We start from the raw sequence: 20,862 nt of genomic DNA on the forward strand, positions 1-20,862 counted from the left end.
CCTCCGACAATGCGGAGGGCTTTGCCTGACACTCTACTGAATTTATGCCTTCTCTACATTAAAATACTTAGCTTGCGGGTGGCTGAATACCATCGCTGATACGGAAGCTTCAGGTTCCATCATGAAACCTTCCGTCAATTCCACACCGATATCCTCAGGCTGCAGCAACTTGAATAGCGGCCCTTGGTCTTCCAGATCCGGACAAGCCGGATATCCAAAAGATACCCTGATGCCTTGATAGCGTGCACCATGACGTTGCTTCATGGTCATCTGGGCAGAATCCGGGAATCCCCATATATCTCTCATCATATGATGCACACGCTCAGCTAATCCCTCTGCTACTTCAAGCGCTACGGATTGCAGAGCATGCGAGCGAAGGTAATCCCCTTGATCTTTCCACGCCGTGGATAGTTCACGCACACCGTGTCCAGCCGTAACAACCATGAAACCAACGTAATCCATCTGACCGGATTCAACAGGTTTCAGGAAGTCGGACAAGCACAGGAACGGCTCGACTTTTTGACGTGGGAACGTAAATGTATGCAAAATATTACTGGTGTCCTTTGGATCATAGATGATGACGCTGTTACCGCTGGACTGAGCCGGGAAGAAACGATACATGGCATGCGCCTGAATAATCCCGTCACGAACAGCCTCTTGCATGATATCATCCACGACTGCTTTCAGGTCGGTAGCCTTCTTATCACCTGAAGCAAGCAGTTGTTCTACTGAACCGCGCAACCCCAGATGATGTCCAAGCAACATCTGCATGTTCACGTATGGCAGGATATGTGATAAAGGATAGTTACGCATCGTATGCCGATCCAGATCAGGCGGTACAAGAACCGGATGATCTACAGCAATATCCGAACGTTCTACCCGGGTAAGCTCTGGAAGAGCCTGAACAGCTACTGCACCTGAAGCAGCATCAGCTTCTTTTTCTGCTTCCATCTCCAGTTGCATCACTTCACGTGAAACGGGATTCATCAATTTGTTCGCCAGATCCAGACCATCCATCGCATCTTTGGCATATACAACCATTCCGTTATATTCAGGACGAATACGATTTTTGGTGAATTTGCGTGTTAGCGCCGCTCCGCCAACCATAATAGGCACATCAATACCTGCTGTTCGCAAATCCTGAGCGGTAAGAATCATCTGTTGCGCTGATTTTACCAATAGACCCGAGAGGCCGATTGCATCGACTTTTTCTTCTCGGTATGCCTCAATGATACGTTCTGGTGGTACTTTTATACCCAAATTAATGATCTGGTAACCGTTATTGGACAGGATGATCTCAACCAGATTCTTCCCGATGTCATGCACATCGCCCTTGACCGTGGCGAGTATGATCTTGCCTTTAACCGAAGTCTCGTTCTTCTCCATGAATTGCTCCAGATATGCTACAGAAGCCTTCATAACCTCCGCACTCTGCAACACCTCAGCTACAATCAACTCATTGTTGTTAAAGAGACGACCTACTTCCTCCATCCCCCGCATCAGTGGACCGTTAATCACTTGAAGTGCTGTGTATTTGGCAAGTGCCTGCTCCAGATCCGGCAGCAATCCTTCTTTGCTTCCTTCCACAACATATGAAGCGAGACGCTCTTCTAATGAAAGGTTTGAGATTTTTTCCTTCTTCTCAACCTTCTTGTTACGGAACGCCGCTACGAACGCCGCCAGAGTTTCATCATTCGTGTTATATAAAAGCTCTTCGGAGAGTCTGCGTTCTTCTTCCGGAATGGAGGCATAACGCTCCAGTTTCTCTGTGTTCACGATCGCATAGTCAAGACCTGCTTTGGTACATTCATATAAGAATACTGAGTTCAGCACTTCACGGCCCGCTTCAGGCAGTCCGAATGAAATGTTACTGATCCCGAGGATCGTATGACATTCTGGCATCGCTTCCTTAATCACTCTTATACCTTCAATGGTTTCTTTGGCTGAACCGATGTACTGTTCATCTCCCGTACCTACCGGGAACACCAACGTATCGAAAATGAGGTCTTCTGGTTTGAGACCATATTTGTTCACCAGCAGATCGTAAGAGCGCTTGGCTACGTCAAGCTTGTCTTCCCGACTAATCGCCTGACCCCGTTCGTCAATCGTTCCGACAACTACTGCACCACCATATTTATGAAGCAACGGTGTAATCAGCTCAAATTTCTCTTCGCCATCCTCAAGGTTAATGGAGTTAATTATCGCTTTACCTTGTGAGTACTGGAGGGCCAGATCAATTACTGAAGCATCTGTCGTATCGATCATGAGAGGAACCTTCACTTTTTTTACAACCAATTCAAGGAACTTCACCATGTCTTCAGACTCTTCGCGGTCTGGGTCTTGTACACACACATCGACAATGTGCGCTCCATTTTTCACTTGAGCACGTGCAATTTCCGAGGCTTCTTCATATTTGCCTTCTACAATGAGGCGTTTGAATTTCCGTGATCCCAGCACATTCGTACGCTCTCCGACCATATATGGGCGATTGTCCTGTTCGATGTAGATCGGTTCTATACCAGACAATGCCGGTGGATGTGTTCCGTTCATTTCTCTTGGGGGGTACTGGGCAAGTGTATCGCGCATCGCCCGAATATGTGCAGGGGTTGTCCCGCAACATCCACCAGCAATATTCAACCAGCCCTGTTCGGCAAAAGCACCAATCTTCTGAGCAAGCGAGTCTGGTGACTCATGGTAATTACCATTCTCATCCGGAAGACCCGCGTTCGGGTAACAACTAACGGCAACCGATGCCATTCCGGAAAGTGAGCGAATGTGATCACGCATGAACTCCGGACCCGTAGCACAGTTTAGTCCTACCGAAATTGGGTTAAGGTGTTCTAAGGATATATAAAAGGATTCGATGTTCTGACCTGCAAGGGTCGTTCCCATCGGTTCTATCGTTCCTGATATCATCAGGGGCAGTGTAACACCACTCTGTTCGAAGGCCTGCTGAATTCCAATGCTGCCTGCTTTTACATTGAGGGTGTCCTGTGAGGTTTCGAGTAGTAGCGCATCAACGCCTCCCTCTATTAAAGCAAGCGCTTGCTCCAAATAACTGTCGATAAGTTCCTGGAACGTTACGCCCCCAGTTACAGACAGTGTTTTGGTTGTTGGTCCCATCGCACCTACCACATAACGTGGAGATTCAGGTGTAGAGAAACGATCAACCGCAGCTTTCGCAATTCTGGCTGCTTCCAGGTTGATCTCGCGTGCCCGATCCTGAATATCGTACTCAGCAAGCACAACGGATGTGGCACCAAATGTATTGGTTTCAATTAAATCGGCGCCCGCCTCCAGATATTCTTCATGAATGCGCTGGATCAGTTCTGGACGAGTAAGCACTAACATTTCATTACATCCATCCAGATCTTCGCCGCCAAAATCTTCGCCAGTCAGATCAACTTGTTGAATCATGGTCCCCATTGCACCGTCGAGGATTAATATTCGTTGTTTTAATGCATCGTGTAGACTAATCTTATCCAATATCTTCACCCCCGCAAAACGTTAGATCTTAGTTTAACAGAAACTAACTTATTGTGAAAGATCGGGTTTGGTCCCGAAAGATGGCGGGTTTGCACGAATATGAACGGAATTTGAGAATCGACAAAAACAAAGCAATCCGATATAATTCAATTAAACCAAGTGGAAAAGAGGGAAAGAACATGGCTGAAATTGTTATCCGAAATACGAACGAACGCATCACTGGTGACGAAAATGTTCGAAATTTCTTAAACAAATACGAAGTATTATATGAGAAGTGGGACGCTTCCAAACTGAACACTGATCTGCAAAATAACTTTGGATTAACTGATGAACAGAAAACCGAGGTTTTGGAAACTTACGATTATGAAATCAGAGATTTGGCTGCACGTCGCGGATACCAGATCTGGGATGTCATCACGCTGTCCGAACAAACACCAGATATCGAAGAAAAGCTCGCCAAGTTCGAAGAAATTCACACCCACGCTGAAGATGAGATTCGTGCAATTGTTGCTGGTAAAGGAATCTTTGTTATCAAAGCTACAGATGATGTGGGCTACTTTAATGTAGAACTGTCTCCTGGAGACGTTATCTCTGTACCTGAGAATACACCGCACTTCTTCACATTAATGGAGAACAAACAAATTATTGCTGTACGTCTGTTCATCGAAAAAGATGGCTGGATTGCAGATCCATACCCTGATCCTACATTTATCAAACAAGCCTAACACTCTCGTGTTACAACTTGCTTAACCAAAACCCCTGTTCAATTGAACAGGGGTTTTCGCATATGCATATGGAGAGTAGTATACAACATCAGTGCATTATACAAAATAATGCGGGTATTTCGCTCTTATCGATTCCTGTTCAATAACAACGAGTCTAAGATGAGCTTCCATCACCTGAACAGCTTGCTCGGTCTGACGCTCTGTGATAAGACGATAAATCTCTTTGTGCTGGGAGATAATGACCTCCAGGTTGGAGTCCTCCGCTAGACGTAATAAACGCAACCGATTAAACGGAATATTCAGTTGTTGCAACATTCTCCATGTTCTTAGTTTACCCGTGCCCTGGAACAAAATCTGATGAAACTCTTCATCCAGTTCAAATAGACGATAGAAATTGTTTTTCCCTATACAGACTTCCTGCATTGCAATGTTGGTTTCAAGTCGAAATCTGAACTCTTCAGGAAAAGAAACACAAGCCAAAGTCACGATTTCCTTCTCCATCTTCTCCCGCATAAACCTGCCTTCTTCCACATGCTCCAGATTAATATGAGAGACGATCGTTCCACTCTGGGGAATAATGTCCAGCAGTTCTTCTTCAGCAAGCTTCATGAATGCTTCTCTCACGGGTGTTCTGCTCACCTGCAGTTCATCTGCAATCTCTTTCTCTGAAATCTTGGTACCCGGCTTAAGTTCCAGGTGAAGAATTCGTTCTTTTAACAGGTTATATGAATATGCCCGGGTCGAGCCTCTAATTTTTTGATTAAGTGACATGCCTAGACCTCTTTCTATCAGCCGTATTCATTCATCTTAGCACAAATTACCGTTCCACTTATATATCGGTGTGAAACGGTAATCTGGCCAACATCAACTATATTATTGCTTGTTTTCTTTGTAGGCTTTGTACGTGTCATTTGCCAGCTTCAGATAATTAGATAATCCTTGACTATCCAGCTCTTTGGCAAACGTATCGAATTCAGACAAGTCCCGTTCACCCAAGATAAATTTAAGTGTATTTTGATCCGAATAATCTTTCAGTGGTGTACTCAGAAGTGTCACCCGTTCACGGTCCTCTGAAGAGTAAGGAATTGGTGGTTCTGCCGGGATCACTTCCTTGGTATCCTTCATGTCTTGCTGGAATTTCAACTCTTCTTCACTAAACATCGATTGCAGCAGATCTGTCGTACCACCGTAGGCAAATACTCCACCAGAGAAACCAAAGTCAATACGCAGATCCTTCGTGCCTTTAGGATTCAAGCCATTGTAGTTCACATCTTCTACCAATTCACGTTTTCCGCCCTCTTTGGTAAATGTTTCGCCTTCAACGCCCCATTTGGCAAACTCTTGACCCTCATCACTGTAGTATAACCAATCCACAAATTGCATAATGGCTTTGAAGTTTTCGCTTTTTTGAATTTTCCCGGATATCATGACACCGTTTTCAAGTCTTGAGCCAGACATTAATTGCCCTTTTGGCCCACCAGGAACTGTAATCTTCGCAACAGAGTATTTACCTTCTCCCAGCGTTTTGTTCATATCATTTCGGTGCAGCACTACCGTTTGGGAATTACCATTAATCATGAATGATTTGCCGGATACAAATTTCTGTACAGCCTGATCATCATCCTGTGTGAAACTTTCTTTGTCCAGCAATCCTTCGGATACCAACTTGTTAAAGTACGTTAGCATTTCCTTATACTCCGGCGTAGTAGCCGTGTACACAAATTCATCCTGATCTTCCTTATACGTCAATCCGTTACCAAAACCCCATCCAGCCTTGGTACCAAAGCCGGTAGCCGCAATACCTAATGTGCTATTAAATTTGAAACGGTCCGAGAACGGAACGGAATCCGGGTACAGCTCTTTGAGTTTCTTTGCAGCGTCATACAGTTCATCCCATGTGGTTGGGATCGCAATGTTATTTTCTTCAAAAACATCTGTTCTTACGATTAATGTATAATCTGGCCATACTTCTTCATGCAGACCCGGGAGTACATAATACTTGCCATCTTCCTGTCGAAGTCCTTCGATTTCTTCTTCCAATCCCCATTTTTCCACTTTATCCTTGAAGTTGGGCATCAAATCAATATAATCACTAACGGGCAGAATCGCACCGGAAGATACAAAAGCAGATTCTTCACCAGGATAGGTCTTTGGAATAACCAGCGGTGCATCACCAGAACTGATTAGAAGAGATCTCTTCTGAGAATAGTCACTCATAGGAACAATCGTTGGCTCAAGTGTAACACCAGTCATTTCAGTCATCTTTTCGAAAAGCAACCAGTCTTTTTTGTACGGATAGGTAGGTTGATCACTATACAGTATCGATAGATTAAACGGCTCAGTCGCCTTGAATGTATCCCCTACATTGTACGTCTCCATCGCTGCCTTGGTTTGAACTTCTGTGACGTCACCTCCTGCTCCATTACCGCTGCTACATGCTGCCAGAACAACGGTCATCATTGATGCCAACACCATTTTACCAACAAACTTACGTGGCTTTTGATTCATTTAGGTTATCCCCCTGAATTTGGTTTAGGTTGACCTTGACTTAAAACTTTTTAATCAATAAAAGCGAAGCGCTCGCCTACAAGCTTTCTGAAAGAAAGCTGCATCGGAAGCATATGCTATCACCGGATTTTCCCTTTTAAAAAGGGAATCGAAAAAATCTGGGGATAACAGCAATTGAAAGGTTATTCTGTCATCGGAGTGTTCCGTGTAAATCATCTTTAGTTCAATTTATATAGCTGCTAGGTATTACTGTTTAACAGACCCTAACATGATACCGGTTACAAAGTATCTTTGGACAAATGGATAGATGGTGAGTATCGGCAAGATGGTTAATACCATCGTTACTGACTTAATATTGGCAGCAATCTGTGTCAGGTTATCAGCTGAGGTTGCACCGGCAGATGCCCCACTTGTCGCTCCTGCAATCATATTGCGCAAATAAATGGTGACAGGGAACAGTTCTTTTTTGTCCAAATACAGAAAGGCTGGGAACCAGGAATTCCAATGACCTACTGCGTAGAACAGCACCATGGTTGCCATAACGGCTTTACTAAGCGGCAATATAATGCGTAACAAGATCCCGTAGGTGTTCAAACCGTCAATGGAGGCAGCTTCCTCCAGTTCTTCAGGCATATTTTCAAAAAATGACTTCATGATCAGCATGTTGTATATGCTAATTGCGCCAGGAACAACAAGTGCCCACATGGTGTTGTTGAACCCAAGGGAATTAATCAACACATAGTTTGGAATCAATCCACCACTGAAGAACATCGTGAATACGGCGAACATCGTCAGAAACTTGCGACCCATCAACCTCTTTTTGGACAGGGCATATGCGAAAATAGTCGTCATAAACATGGAGATTAACGTACCTACTACAGTGTAGATAATCGTATTTTTATAATTCGTCCAGAACATGCTGTCACGTGAGATGGTCTTGTATGTCTCCACATTGAATCCTCTTGGGAACAAACTAACCTTACCCGAATTAATATAGGACTCACTACTGAAGGATTGTGCCACGACATTTAAGAATGGATAGAGCGTTATAAATACCACGAACAGCAGAAAGATGACATTGAATACTTTAAATACCTTGTAAGATCTGGATTCCTGCATGGTGCTCCTCCTTTACCATAAGCTTCTTTGTGTCAGTCTGCGTGAAATGGCATTTACGGAGAACACCAGAATCAGACCGATCAGCGATTCGAACAAGCCAATTGCGGTAGCATAACTGAAGTTACTGGATTCCAGTCCCACCCGATACAGGTAAGTGGAGATCACATCAGATGTCTCGTAGATAAGCGGATTGTACAAGAGTAAGATTTTTTCAAATCCAACTGCTAGGAAATTACCCATGTTCAAAATCAATAACGTCACAATCGTTGGCAAGATCCCTGGTAACGTTACATGAATCGTTTGCTTCCACCGATTGGCACCATCGATACGCGCAGCTTCATACAAAGAATCATCAATGGTTGTCAGTGCAGCCAGATACAGAATTGCCCCCCAACCCATACCCTGCCATACCTCAGAAGTGATATAGATTGTTCTGAACCATTCAGCCCGCTGCATAAAAGGAATATTGTCTCCGGTGAAGAAAGCCACCAGTCCATTAATGGAACCATTCACTGCTGTCAGCTGCAGGATCATACCCGCAACGATAACGATGGACAGAAAATGAGGCAGATAAGACGCGGTCTGTACAAACTTTTTGAATCGTTTACTCTTCACTTCGTTAAGCATCAAGGCAAAAATGATTGGAACCGGGAATGTAAAGAGTAACGCAAGTCCGCCTAACATCAGCGTATTACCGAATACTCTCCAGAAGGTAGGGTCCTCAATGAACATTTTGAAGTACCTTAAACCAACCCACGTTTCTCCAAATATACTTCCCCCGGGAACAAAACGTCTGAACGCAATCACATTACCAATCATCGGTCCATATTTGAAAATAAGGAGATAAATGATGGGAAGGATTAATAGTGAATACAGCTGCCAGTCTTTGCGGAACAAAGTTGCTGCCGTTCGTAATCTGCTCTCTTTACGTAAAGATGTCATGGTTAACGTTGTTTTAGCGGTTTCCGACTCCATGTGTTTTCACTCCGATCCAGGACTTGATAAGTAAGAGTAATTCATGTACAGTTCCCATCGTTTCTCCTCTAGTAGAAGACAACAACTCCTTTAACTTCACCCCCACTACCAAATAGATAATTGCTAAATGTAAGCGATATCAATTTGATGTATTATGTAGAATCACACAATCCAAGGTGCTTCACCTCATTCATTAGCACTTACTAAGTGGTGTGTTTCCAAATCGGAAGAAGAAACCCTAAAATATTAAGCGCTTACAATCAATCGAAAATAATAAGCAATAACTCCCTGCTTCCATTTAATGAAGTAAGTCAAAAAGAAATTGCTTTATGACAATCTAAATACTAGTCATACTAGTATGTTAGTTATATTCTAATCCAGCTTCCCCCTAATTTCAATAACTTTTAGTAAAAAAAATGGAGATCTCTTTTAACAAGGTAATTTACTCAACAAGCTCAAATAAAAAAACATTGGTAACTTCTAGAACGACATCATCGTTCATTGAAGCTTCCAATGTTTCAGGGTGCTGAGGAAAGATGTTATAACTGATTCCGCTTAGAAATTAGCAATAAGCTGATTTAATTCCGATAAATGTGTTATTTCATGGTCTGGCGCATACGCTTCATTGTTGGTCTTATGCTCACGGTTAATCCATACGGATTGGATGCCAGATGATAAAGCACCACGAATATCAGTCGTTAACTTGTCTCCAACCATCAAACTCTCTTCGGGTTTAACACCCAGTTTACTCAAAGCATGTTCAAATATCGACGGATCTGGTTTTCCTTTTCCGAAGTTACCCGAGATAATAATCTCATCAAAGAAAGGAGTTAATTCAGGTACACTATCCAACTTCTCTTGTTGCAAAGCAGGACAACCGTTCGTTAACAGCAACAGTTTGTACTTTCCTTGTAACTGACGCAAGGTATCCATCGTTTCTTCGTATACATGAGGTCTGGATCTCCGTTCTACTCCAAACTGCTCGGCAAGTTGTTCAGCAAGATCTTCCCGATCTATACCCAACTTCAACAAGCCACGACGCCAGGATTCTTTACGGTAAACTGGAGCAAGTTGTTCCAACTGACGAAACTCAGGTTGATCCCCACCAGTAAAGTTAGCCCAAAGGCCTTCAAACGGATTGATTCCAATCATTTTAGTAAAAGGAAAGGTTTCATATGATTCATACAGTCCACGTGCCTCATTACGAACAGCTTCTTCAAGTTCTTCTGGTTTAACCCCAGTCTCTTTCGCTGCGATTAGACAAGTCTCATGAAAAGATTCTCGAACACTACGCTCATCCCATAATAAAGTATCATCTAGGTCGAACAAAATCGCTTTTAACGCCATTCCGATCATCTACCCCTTTATGCAATAATTACTTTTCGACGGTTTCCACGGTGATCTGGTGTGCTTTTGCAAACTTCAGCAAACGTTCTGCAATCGCATCTGTATCGTAACGGTTCAATAACTTGGTGAACACCCATCTTTTCCCGCGACTGTTATGTTCGATAACAACTGTACCTGGTTCAATTCTGAATTTGACGATATCGTCAACCCCAATTGAACGTTCACGATTACCCTTCGTCGTTATAATCCGATTACTGCTAATCTTGATGTATGGACGACGAAGCATGAAGATGACTGCCAAAAATACGTAAAGCAGCATGGTCACCCAGTCCCAAGTTGTCATTGGAGCTTGCACAAGGAACGTGCTCATAAACAGATACAAAAAGGCGAGACCAATCAAAAATATAGGGAACAAAAGACTGCGTCCCTTAAAGACTTCTTCACCTGGTGTACCTGTGATTGGTTGACCACTTTTTTTGCGTTGCTGATTTAACTGCTTGGAATTTTTCTTAACCGTTCTCTCGAACGAACGCGACATGAGAATCCCCCTTATGTGTCTTTGTATCGGCTTACATAATTGCAAACCAACATTTCCCCCTATAAATTGCACACTCAAAATAACAGGAAGAAACCTAAATATCATAATGATATCATTAGGTTTCGTTAGTGTTTGAGTTTGCCTTGGTGGCCTTTGTCATTCTCATCATCAACAATCTCAATGGTATCCAGTTGTTGTCTGAAATTGCTGCGAATATTACTCAAATAAATCTCTCTTAGCTCGGCACGTTCAGCAAGCTCTTCCTCCGACAATCCAGTGGACTTTTGCTTACGAGCCAATTCGTTAATGCGTGCTACCAGACTATCTATATCCAAGCTTGTCCCCTCCAAAAATACAAAGTCATATTAACTTTGCCATTATAAAGGCTGCTTGTCAAGCTGACACGCGCTAACACTCATTGATGTGCATTTTATTCTGCAAATTGCGGTAGAGCTAGTACTTGTCCCACTTGGATGGAAGTTGTATGAAGTTGATTCACTTTCTTAATTGCTTCTATATATATACGTGTATCCATATTCGTCGGTTTATGTTCCAAAGAAATACTCCATAATGTTTCCCCTTGTGAAACAGCTATCTTTCCTCCAGGCAGAACATCATTCTCATTGCCGGCAAATACAGTTAAAACGGTGCTGCATCCAATAAATATAATCATAGAGGTAATGACTACCTTTAACATCCATGAAGAAATCTTGAAACGCGCTAAAACCTTCTTGTAGTTCCCTATGTTAGACTTCACCAGTTCCGAATTCATTGGTTCATAAATGCTTTGATAAGTAGAATATCTCATTAAATACCCGCCTCCAAACGTTTGTTCCTATCTGTTGGAATCAATATAACACGAACACTTGTTTTGTTCAATAGATTTTTAGAACAATTGTTCGCTTCTTTTTTGAAGGAGAAATATCTTATTTCAAGTCCTTTTACAAAACATTTGCAGTATTATGCTCTGACTTTTGGACAATTTCTGTTCTATAAGCTAAAAAACACTGATTTAATGCTATTTTATTTAGAACTTATGTTTGTACGAACGGAGGTTCTATGTTATAATTTTCCCAAACGTTACTAAAATGGGGTTGATACGGTATGTCGAAGATATCCAGCAGGCAGCAGGCTATTCTGGAGTTTATACGAAATGAAGTCCGGTTGAAGGGGTATCCTCCTTCCGTACGGGAAATTGGTGAAGCGGTTGGACTGGCTTCCAGCTCAACAGTACATGGACATTTGGATCGTTTGGAGAAAAAAGGTTTGATCCGACGCGACCCTACCAAGCCAAGAGCCATTGAGCTTTTGAGCCAAGAAGAATCTGAGCATTCTCATCAATTTGCTCATAGCGTTGCACGTATTCCTGTTGTTGGTAAGGTTACAGCCGGGGTTCCAATCACTGCAACCGAGAACATTGAAGACTACTTCCCTCTTCCTACACATTATGTAGGCGAACAGAAAGTGTTTATGCTTTCGGTAGTCGGAGATAGCATGGTGGAAGCTGGAATCGTTAACGGAGATTACGTTATTGTCCGTCAACAGCAAACTGCTGATAACGGTGATATCGTCGTTGCAATGACTGAAGACGATGAAGCTACAGTGAAAACGTTCTATAAAGAGAAAGATCATATTCGCCTTCAACCGGAGAATGCGACCTTCGAACCTTTACGTTTGAAACATGTTAGTATTCTGGGTAAAGTCATTGGCCTTTTCCGAGATATTCATTAATATTTAACTTGAGTAACAAAACTAGATGTAATGAAATACGAAAGAGGTTATCCTGATCAACAGGACAACCTCTTTTTTCATGTTTATGTTATTTTAGCGGCTAATTATTCACTGCGTTTCAGAACACTCTTGTGATGCGAGAACACATCAAAGCTCTGTTGTCCGTGATATGAGCCCATACCGCTCTCTCCTACACCACCAAACGGGAGGTAGTGTGAAGTCATATGAGAAAGTGTGTCATTAATACATCCCCCACCGAAGGATACTTGATTCAGAACCTGATCCTGCAGCTGCTCATCCTGTGTGAAGAGATATAGCGCCAATGGTTTTGGCCGGCGAACAATCTCATCCAGCATAGGATTCAGGTCACTGTACGTAAATACAGGAAGAATCGGACCGAAGATCTCTTCTTGCATGACAGCTGATTCCCAGTTCACATCTCCAAGTACAGTCGGCTCAATGAGCAACTGCTCTCGTACAGAACGTCCACCAATCAGCGTTCTGCCATCTGTGAGGAATTTCGACAACCGATCAAAGTTACGCGCGTTGACAATATGCGGGAAATCAGCGTTCTGTAACACATCATCCCCAAATTTATCTTTGATCTCTGCGCCAATCAGATTGATCAATTCGTCATGAACTTGTTCATGTACAAGCAAATAATCCGGAGCAACGCAAGTTTGGCCTGCATTCAGGAACTTACCACGAACAATACGCTGGGCCACCAGCTTCAGTTCTGCATCGTTATGGACAATAGCAGGACTCTTGCCCCCTAGCTCCAGGGTTACAGGAGTCAAATGCTCCGCAGCTGCCTTCATAACAATGCGACCAACACCTGTGCTTCCTGTGAAGAAAATATAATCAAACTTCTCTTTCAACAATGCTGTACTGGCTTCAACTTCCCCTTCCATAACGGCGATATACTCCTGAGGGAAGATCTCCTGAATCAGATCATATGTCAGACGAGATACCGCTGGTGTTAATTCAGAAGGCTTGATAACTGCACAGTTACCGGCTGCAATTGCTCCAATCAGTGGACCAAAGGCCAGTTGGAAAGGATAGTTCCAAGGTGCAATAATAAGAGCCACTCCGTATGGTTCAGGGTAAATGGTGCTCACACCATCCGGCATAGCCGAATTGGTTGGGACTTGTTTTGGTGCAGCCCATTCCTGCAGGTGTTCTAATGCAAAATCCAGTTCACCCAAAACAATGCGAATCTCGGAACCGTAAGCTTCCGCCTCAGATTTGTTCAGATCTGCCCGAAGTGCATCTTGAATCCGTTGCTGATACTTTTCAATTCCCTTTCTAAGCTGTTGAAGTGCATTAATCCGATACTCGATATTTTTAGTTTGTCCTGTATAAAAAAATGTACGTTGTTCTGTCACAAGTTGTTTAGCCTGATCCATATTAACATCTCCAATTAATTATTTAAAATTAAATTGTTTAAAATTTAATTAAAGTATACCTCTTCTATATGAAACTTTCAACATACAAATGAAACATCCATTTGTATGTATTTGAACGATGGTTGGAATTTTAAATGAGTGAATGCTAGTATTCCTTTCTATTTCATGGCTATCAGAATTTCTAAGGAAGTTTGATTTAAATCTTTTGCTTCAGACAGTTTAATATTAATGAAAAGTGAGTTTTGCGATTATCTAAATCGACGAACGAATATGTTTGTTATAAAGGTAAGCCTTGGTCACAGATAAACACAAAAATGTTACGTGGGCAAGTGAAGAAGAATCAGGGGACATGTTTTGGCAATTTGCTTTCAGATGATTTATCCATTCCCGGCCACAACTTCACAACGAGCAGATTTTAATCCAACAACTACATCTGAGAGCTGTCTTCGAAGAAAGGGTTAAATAATATCAAATCAACTTGTACTACTTCTATTAAAAAAAGTCATCTAGTATCTCACTCATCCGCTGCATTTCATGATCGTCCAAATCTGTTTAGATTGGATATACTATTTAATCAGTTGGAGGAATTTTTGGAAGTTACGTTAGTAGATCTGTAGGGGAAGAAATACAAATCACAATGTAATATATATCATAATTTTACATAGAATTATATGGTATTTTTAGAAAGTAAAGTTTTATAATTCATTCAAAAAAATTTAGGAGGTATTTACATGAAAAAGAAACTAGCCACAATTGGAGCGCTCACTGCTATAGTAGCAAGTATTGCTGTTCCAGCATCACTTGCTTCTGCCTCATCTTCTGTTCAAGGTTCTGTAACTGCACAAAGTGTTACGATTCAGGCGACGCAAAAATATGTGAGATATTCAGATGCTAACAATAAGTATGGAGATGCGAAGTATGTTCCAAAGACATATACTTATGCTGATGGAGTTTGGTATGGAGTACTCAATCTAGCATCTACTACCTACTCAAACGGATTATATTACGGAAACTATGAAGGTTACGTAACGAAAATGGAGTAATTTTGTCATCACAATAAAATTCACGTATATTAAATATAACAATACTAAAAGAAGGCTTCTGAATTCTAAAGTGTACCCTTTGTAAAGGACATTTTGAAAAAAAACTAGGCAACTTGTTGAAGCTGCTGTCTGTATTTTACAGGCGGCAGCTTTTTCAAATTCCATTGCCCTCGATAATGATTGTAGTACGTCATATAACTCTTAATTTCTCGTTTTACTTCTTCTAATGTTTCGCAATCTTTGATATTCGTTTCATCCTTAAAATGCCCAAAGAACGATTCTTGGGGAGCATTATCCCAACAATTGCCTCGACGTGACATGGATTGTCTTAATCCCATTTTCTTCACTACGGATTGGAATTGTGGTTTCGTATAATGAAAGCCTTGATCAGAATGGATCAACGCATCTTTGGTTAAATGGCGATGCTTCTGTAATTTACGAAGCGTGTTTAGCGCAATTCCTATACTTAACGAAGAAGAAACTTCATACGCTAAAATTTCATTCGTCTGTGCGTCTTTAATCGTCGATAAATACGCACGTTTATTGACTTTTTACGTTAAATATGTGATATCGCTTAATAACACCTTTCCCGCCTCGCCTGGCTTAAAATTGCGCTGTAATTCGTTTGGACAAGTGCGATGTTCTTTCGTTGCTTTTGCCATTCTACGGGCTGGATTAGACTTTCGAATGGGACAGATGATCTCAAATTTCTTCATGATCCGGCGAATCCGCTTCAAGTTGAACGTCATTTTGTACTGATTTTCTAACGTCATTTTGATTTGGTGTGCTCCTTTTTTTCGTCCACGAAAATGATACGCCTTTACAATCTTATCTGTTTTGGCTTTAGCTACACGCTTCTGCACTGATTTTTCAGAGAAGCAATTGTAGTATCCAGAACGTGATACTTCCATAACATCGCATAGATAGCTGATTAACCGTTTCATTTTATACGTTCAGATCGTCCGATAAATGAGTTCAAACTTCAGCTCTGGTGCCACTTTTATTTCTTTTTCAACATCTGCCTTTCGAGTAGATCGAGTTTTTTTAGCAGTTCATTTTCCGCTCGTAACAATTGATTTTTTGCTTCTAATCGTTCAATCTTTTGTTCTAATGTTAATTCACGTTCCGATGGGCGACCTGAATTTGTTTTACGTGTATCCTGTAAGCCTTCTACACCCGCTTCACGATACGAAGCACGTCAACGTTTTCCGGAAGAACGAACACGCTCCAAACCAATACATTCAACATCTAAGCCTGCTTCTTCAAAAATGTCTCGTGGCAGTTTCCCCTGTTCATTTTGTGCAATGAAATGGCGCTTAAATTCATCGGTGTACGTAATCGCCTTTTCGCTAACAGCGATTACATTTGGATTCCGTTTTAGCAGTTCTTGTTCTTTCTTTGTCAGTAATCTTTTCGTCGTAACATTTCCGCTCCAACCTCTTTTTTTTCATTATAAACAAAATACCCTATAAGATGGGCTTTTTTCAAAGTGTCCATCTTATAGGGTACATTTTAACTTTAATCGGCTTTTTCTATCCCACAACATAAAAGAATTAATACTCGTTTACTGGACCACAACCAAAAGGTTGGCAAGTCTGGATTGTCGAAGCGGTATCAATAAAATCGGTATAATCATGATATTTGTAATAATGATGGTCTTTCCTGATGAATAAAGTCGCATTAAAATCACTATGCTTAACATCTCTAGTATATGTTTTTGTTACCCAATAGGCTCTGGGTGCATCCTTAGAAACATAATAACCACCGATGCTTACAAGTATGCCCGCTATTCTACCACCTACAGGTCCTCCTATAAAGGAAGCAAGTATACCTGCTATTGCAGAAGCAGTTGCATATATTATCTCTGTGGAATTTTCTACTTTGCCTTTATATACATAACCGTCTGCTAATGCTTGTGGCGAGAAACTGAGATCTTCGTGAATAGGTTTTATTTCGTTTGTAGCATAATTCACTTCGCCAGTTTGAAGATTTTCATACTTTACTTTAGTCTCATCAACTTTTGTAATTTTTAACTTATCTTTACCATTTAAATCTGTTGCAATATAATAGCTGTCATATTGAATTAATGTAGAACCGTCTTTAAAAGTGATGGAATTATCGGTTGTACTTTCGACTAGTTCTAAAAGGCTATTTTCCACTTGAAGTGCTGGGAAAGAATTTGCCTGATCTTGAGCGAATGCTGGAATTGAGATAGATGTAGAAAACATGACTCCGGCTAAAATGTTTTAGCAATTTTCATTGTTTGTATCATTTTAGTCCTCCATTCAATTCTAATCTTTCTTTTTTCTAAAAAAATCGAATTTGATTACGTAATCAAACAAAGATGTAATCACAATAGCACCAATTGGAATAAACAAATAAACCCAGAACGGATTATTTGGAGCTTCGCCAGGCGGAGAATCTGTTAAAATAAAGTAAAGAACAATGCAATAGATTATAGCCAATACAATACCTGTTATGTTTCTATTTTTCATAGTTGCTCTCACCTCTTGTTCACAGAATCAAGTATTGTATTTCCAACTCAAAAATATTATGACATAAATTTGGTATAATTTCTCTTATATACCTTAAAGTTTTTAAATAATATTTATGATGATAGCTTTAACCAGTATAATCCCTTTTGCTCAACAACTATTTTCAGTACTATATTTCGTTTTTAATATCTGACTCACTATCTCAGCGTTGCAGTTGCTATATAATAATATGTAACTTCTCATGCGCTAGGATACTAAATGATATTTTCAGTTAAACGCACAATGATTAGACACATCTCTATTCCGACACTTGGTACAAGGTATAAGTTCTGGTCTCGAACTAAGGACATGAACTATAAAGCTAAAGTATGGTCAAATTCTCTGAAATAGGGTAGAATTGTTATAGTTACTTTCTCAGCGATAAAACAAATGTAGTAGACTAAACATAACTTTCGGAGCCAAATATGACTCCTGCACAAACGAGCCTTATATACAAAGGCTCGTTTTTTGATTTATCTTGTAAAATATCTTTTCCGTTACTAATTCGAAGATTTTCCTTTTTACATCTTTCAACAACAACATTTTACTGCTCTGTTCGATACTTTGATTAACTTGCGCTCGCTGTAAGGCGGTTTTACATACACAAAAAAAGAAATAACGTTCTATACAGTACCCGTTCTCTCGACATGTGCCATCATCTCTTATCAGAAGTTTTCCCATCATTCCTACAGCTACCCATTCTGGACGCTCCGTATAGGACGGATGCTTTCCATATAAAAGCTCGATCTTCCATAATGCCTCAACCGTTTTTGGCATCTCGCTGAACTGAACATTCGGCGCAAACCATCAAGCCCCTAGAAAAGAAAAAAGACGACCCACCAATTCGAGTCGCCTTCATTCCAACTCAATGCCAGTTTAAAAAATCACGAAACGACCCAAACAGCTCTGTCAAAATACACCCCGAAAATGAAGGGGAACTAGAGAAGCTGAAGAACAATTGGATCGGACAAACTTCATGAATAAGCATAAATCTTCATAATAAACAGAAAAGTTTCAGCGCTAAGTACACAAGTAGATCTTATATAAACTCGAAGTCATAGCTCACGTTTTTAAAACTTGATGATACGAACAAACACTCTAAACAGCGACCTATTGTAAATCATCACCATAAGATATCATTATTTTAGCCCGGTATCGGTTAGTATTAATCCACATTTACAGGCTCGATCACTTCGAATAAAAATGGATTACCATTTAAATATTCTCTTATGTATGCTTGGGCATACTTTTGTTCATCGATTAAACTGGTTGTTTCTCTTGGATCAGAGGAGTGATGGCAGGTGTTCTCGATCATGAACATGACAAAAAAACATTCCAGATCCCGAATATAGTCCGTTTCCAACTTCCTAATACTCTCATAACCTTGGACAAGCATCCATCGATGTTTTGGCCAAAGCTCCAATATGGTACCTGCCATATCATAGAGATAATATCCGTACCCACATCTTCCAAAATCAATCGGATAGGGTTGATTATCTCTAAAAACCATATTACCGGTATGTAAATCAGCATGAATGAGCCCATAGTTATGTTCACTTGGATGCATCGTGGTAAGTTGGGATACAACCTTCTCAGCTGCATCTTGATACAGCTTCCACCCCTCTTCGGATAAAAAACGTTCATAATAACGTTCCAACTTAGCCATTTCACGTTTAAAACTTTCCACTCCCCAAGTAGGTCTTACAAAATCAGAAGGTGGATTGAAATCCTTTGCCGCTGCATGGAGCCTGCTCATCAATACACCCATATTATATGCTTGATTATCTGTAAATTCACCTACTGCTTTTTCACCTTCTATCCACCGCATCATCGTTACATAAGGGCGCCTATATCCTATCTCTGTTTCGATGTCCAATACATAAATACTATCACAATTTGCCATCCCTTCTGGTACAGTTAGATCTTTCGATTTGTTCAGGGCTTGTAACAGTAGGAGCTCCGAACGAATTTCCTCTCTGCTTAATCGGTCCGAATGAATGCGAAGTAAATAATTGTTATCTGTACTGGTTTCAATTTTATAGGTGATCGTATCGGATAGTTTAATAAACTGGATGTTATCCCATTCTAAGTCATACTTTCCAATTGCAGATAAAGCGACTTTCCTTGCTCTGATTAATAACGCCCGCCGTTCTTCATCAGTATCAAATCTAAAAAAATCATTCATTTGTTATCCCCCTACAGTTTTATGAAGTAAACCAACTACTTCTCTTATATGTTATTATAACGATAGTAAAAGCTTGAAAATATGTAGTAAACAATTTAAACCATAATATACACAAAAAAGTCACATTAGAATTTCTTCCAATGCGACTTTTGTTAAACTATTATTTTGTATAAACGATCTTTTTAATAGTATCGCTTGAAAAGAAAAATCGATCTGAAAGTTTCTCGATAGTGCCACCATCGAGAAACTTTCGCCGGATTTCATCATTTCTAAGATTAAAATTTTTCTACTGCCTGAATTTTCACTCCAATTTTTTACGCAAACCTTTTGATTTAGGGACGTAAACCAATCCACCGTTAATATACTTTTGTATTTCATTTAGTAATTCTTCCGGAAAGATGCTGTCGGCATTTACATATCTCATGATAGCCGCTCCTTAAAATAGTTGAATTTTAAGGTAGCAAAGTCTACACTATAACAATTATCACTATCCAGATTTAAACGGTTACTTATATTATTAGCTCTATACAAACAACCGCCGTTGTTCATAAAATAGACTTTGCATAGAACATATCTCGAACATTGTCATAGTGTCTCTCCTTCCTAAATAACATTCAAACTAAAATATGTCTTCATCGGAAATAGAATGCTATCTCAATAGTAAGATATTACTCCAAGTGGGCGAAGTGTCAACACTATACAATTAAGTCGTTTGAGCTAAACTGTCATATCTCATCTATTCCTTACGAACCATCAATATTAGATACTCCACATGTATCGAGTACGTGAATACTTTAAGCTCCTTCCTGCAAACTCAGCGTTGCCGATGCGATATCCAGTTCAATTCTCTGCTTTATCACTAGCGATGATATGGTTCACCGCAGTTTAATCTAAACTGCCCGCTAGCTTAATGAATTAGAGCAGTGACAAGTAGTTAAATACTTATCTAATCGGTAATCAGATCATTTCCTTGTCCTTTTCGGCAATCGGTACAAGTTCTGGTCTCGAACTTTAAAGCTAAAGTATGGTCAAATCCTGTGAAATAGGGTAGAATTGTTTTAGTTACTTTTCCGCAAGAAACCTCTGCACTAATCCAAACATAGTTATTGGAGCCAAATATGACTCCTGCACAAACGAGCCTTAGTTACCGAAGGCTCGTTTTTTGATGATTTTTTTAAAATATCTTTTCCGACTCTAATTCGAAGCTCTTTCTCCTTTTTCATCTTTAACCCAGAACATTTCACTACTCTGCTCAAAATTGATTA

The 20,862-nt window shown here is 40.5% G+C and carries 16 protein-coding genes and 1 pseudogene; 3 read left to right on the forward strand and 14 right to left on the reverse strand.

The window, feature by feature from the left end:
* Nucleotides 1–42 precede the first annotated feature (42 nt).
* Entirely contained in the window at nucleotides 43–3,486 is a 3,444-nt protein-coding gene (gene metH, locus NSQ20_RS19010; protein WP_340030591.1) for a methionine synthase, read from the reverse strand.
* 179 nt (nucleotides 3,487–3,665) lie between these two features.
* Here metH and NSQ20_RS19015 point away from each other — a divergent pair, with 179 nt between their 5' ends.
* The gene (locus tag NSQ20_RS19015) at nucleotides 3,666–4,211 is read left to right on the forward strand and encodes a cupin domain-containing protein (RefSeq protein ID WP_047843398.1); all 546 of its coding nucleotides are present in this window, start codon (nucleotides 3,666–3,668) and stop codon (nucleotides 4,209–4,211) included.
* A gap of 96 nt (nucleotides 4,212–4,307) precedes the next feature.
* Here NSQ20_RS19015 and NSQ20_RS19020 read toward each other — a convergent pair whose 3' ends face one another.
* The 8 genes from NSQ20_RS19020 to NSQ20_RS19055 all read right to left on the reverse strand — a co-directional run bounded on the left by NSQ20_RS19020 (nucleotide 4,308) and on the right by NSQ20_RS19055 (nucleotide 11,506).
* Nucleotides 4,308–4,982, reverse strand: coding sequence for a GntR family transcriptional regulator (locus NSQ20_RS19020; protein ID WP_100527371.1), 675 nt, complete (start codon nucleotides 4,980–4,982; stop codon nucleotides 4,308–4,310).
* Nucleotides 4,983–5,084: 102 nt separating this feature from the next.
* On the reverse strand, nucleotides 5,085–6,719 hold the full coding sequence (locus tag NSQ20_RS19025) for an extracellular solute-binding protein (protein ID WP_076328521.1): 1,635 nt from the start codon (nucleotides 6,717–6,719) through the stop codon (nucleotides 5,085–5,087).
* 246 nt (nucleotides 6,720–6,965) lie between these two features.
* Nucleotides 6,966–7,838 (reverse strand): carbohydrate ABC transporter permease, encoded by an 873-nt coding sequence (locus NSQ20_RS19030; RefSeq protein ID WP_036613592.1) that lies wholly within the window; start codon nucleotides 7,836–7,838, stop codon nucleotides 6,966–6,968.
* Nucleotides 7,839–7,850: 12 nt separating this feature from the next.
* Nucleotides 7,851–8,813: an ABC transporter permease subunit gene (locus NSQ20_RS19035; protein ID WP_036613590.1), complete on the reverse strand. Its 963-nt coding sequence runs from the start codon at nucleotides 8,811–8,813 to the stop codon at nucleotides 7,851–7,853.
* A 555-nt stretch (nucleotides 8,814–9,368) separates the two neighbouring features.
* A complete protein-coding gene (locus NSQ20_RS19040; protein WP_340030593.1) occupies nucleotides 9,369–10,160 on the reverse strand; it encodes an HAD family hydrolase in 792 nt (263 codons plus the stop codon).
* Between the two features lie 28 nt (nucleotides 10,161–10,188).
* Nucleotides 10,189–10,698: a hypothetical protein gene (locus tag NSQ20_RS19045; protein ID WP_017688037.1), complete on the reverse strand. Its 510-nt coding sequence runs from the start codon at nucleotides 10,696–10,698 to the stop codon at nucleotides 10,189–10,191.
* Nucleotides 10,699–10,823: 125 nt separating this feature from the next.
* The gene (locus tag NSQ20_RS19050) at nucleotides 10,824–11,033 is read right to left on the reverse strand and encodes a DUF896 domain-containing protein (protein ID WP_017688036.1); all 210 of its coding nucleotides are present in this window, start codon (nucleotides 11,031–11,033) and stop codon (nucleotides 10,824–10,826) included.
* A gap of 95 nt (nucleotides 11,034–11,128) precedes the next feature.
* Nucleotides 11,129–11,506 (reverse strand): LysM peptidoglycan-binding domain-containing protein, encoded by a 378-nt coding sequence (locus NSQ20_RS19055; RefSeq protein WP_036613583.1) that lies wholly within the window; start codon nucleotides 11,504–11,506, stop codon nucleotides 11,129–11,131.
* Nucleotides 11,507–11,802: 296 nt separating this feature from the next.
* Here NSQ20_RS19055 and lexA point away from each other — a divergent pair, with 296 nt between their 5' ends.
* Complete coding sequence (gene lexA / locus NSQ20_RS19060; protein ID WP_017688034.1) at nucleotides 11,803–12,429, forward strand: transcriptional repressor LexA; 627 nt, start codon at nucleotides 11,803–11,805, stop codon at nucleotides 12,427–12,429.
* Between the two features lie 104 nt (nucleotides 12,430–12,533).
* Here the strand turns inward: lexA and NSQ20_RS19065 are convergent, their stop codons facing one another.
* On the reverse strand, nucleotides 12,534–13,835 hold the full coding sequence (locus tag NSQ20_RS19065) for an aldehyde dehydrogenase (protein WP_340030594.1): 1,302 nt from the start codon (nucleotides 13,833–13,835) through the stop codon (nucleotides 12,534–12,536).
* Between the two features lie 731 nt (nucleotides 13,836–14,566).
* Here NSQ20_RS19065 and NSQ20_RS19070 point away from each other — a divergent pair.
* On the forward strand, nucleotides 14,567–14,878 hold the full coding sequence (locus NSQ20_RS19070) for a hypothetical protein (protein WP_036673874.1): 312 nt from the start codon (nucleotides 14,567–14,569) through the stop codon (nucleotides 14,876–14,878).
* A 104-nt stretch (nucleotides 14,879–14,982) separates the two neighbouring features.
* On the opposite strand, the pseudogene NSQ20_RS19075 reads toward NSQ20_RS19070, so the two are convergent.
* The 4 genes and pseudogenes from NSQ20_RS19075 to NSQ20_RS19090 form a co-directional block, all read right to left on the reverse strand.
* Nucleotides 14,983–16,283: pseudogene (locus tag NSQ20_RS19075) on the reverse strand (IS3 family transposase).
* A gap of 148 nt (nucleotides 16,284–16,431) precedes the next feature.
* Complete coding sequence (locus NSQ20_RS19080; protein ID WP_340030597.1) at nucleotides 16,432–17,106, reverse strand: adenosine deaminase; 675 nt, start codon at nucleotides 17,104–17,106, stop codon at nucleotides 16,432–16,434.
* A gap of 63 nt (nucleotides 17,107–17,169) precedes the next feature.
* A complete protein-coding gene (locus NSQ20_RS19085; protein WP_017688028.1) occupies nucleotides 17,170–17,373 on the reverse strand; it encodes a hypothetical protein in 204 nt (67 codons plus the stop codon).
* 1,204 nt (nucleotides 17,374–18,577) lie between these two features.
* Nucleotides 18,578–19,597 (reverse strand): phosphotransferase, encoded by a 1,020-nt coding sequence (locus NSQ20_RS19090; RefSeq protein WP_338706319.1) that lies wholly within the window; start codon nucleotides 19,595–19,597, stop codon nucleotides 18,578–18,580.
* Nucleotides 19,598–20,862: the final 1,265 nt, after the last annotated feature.

Source organism: Paenibacillus sp. FSL K6-1122, from assembly GCF_037977015.1.
GTDB classification, from domain to species: Bacteria; Bacillota; Bacilli; order Paenibacillales; family Paenibacillaceae; genus Paenibacillus; species Paenibacillus amylolyticus.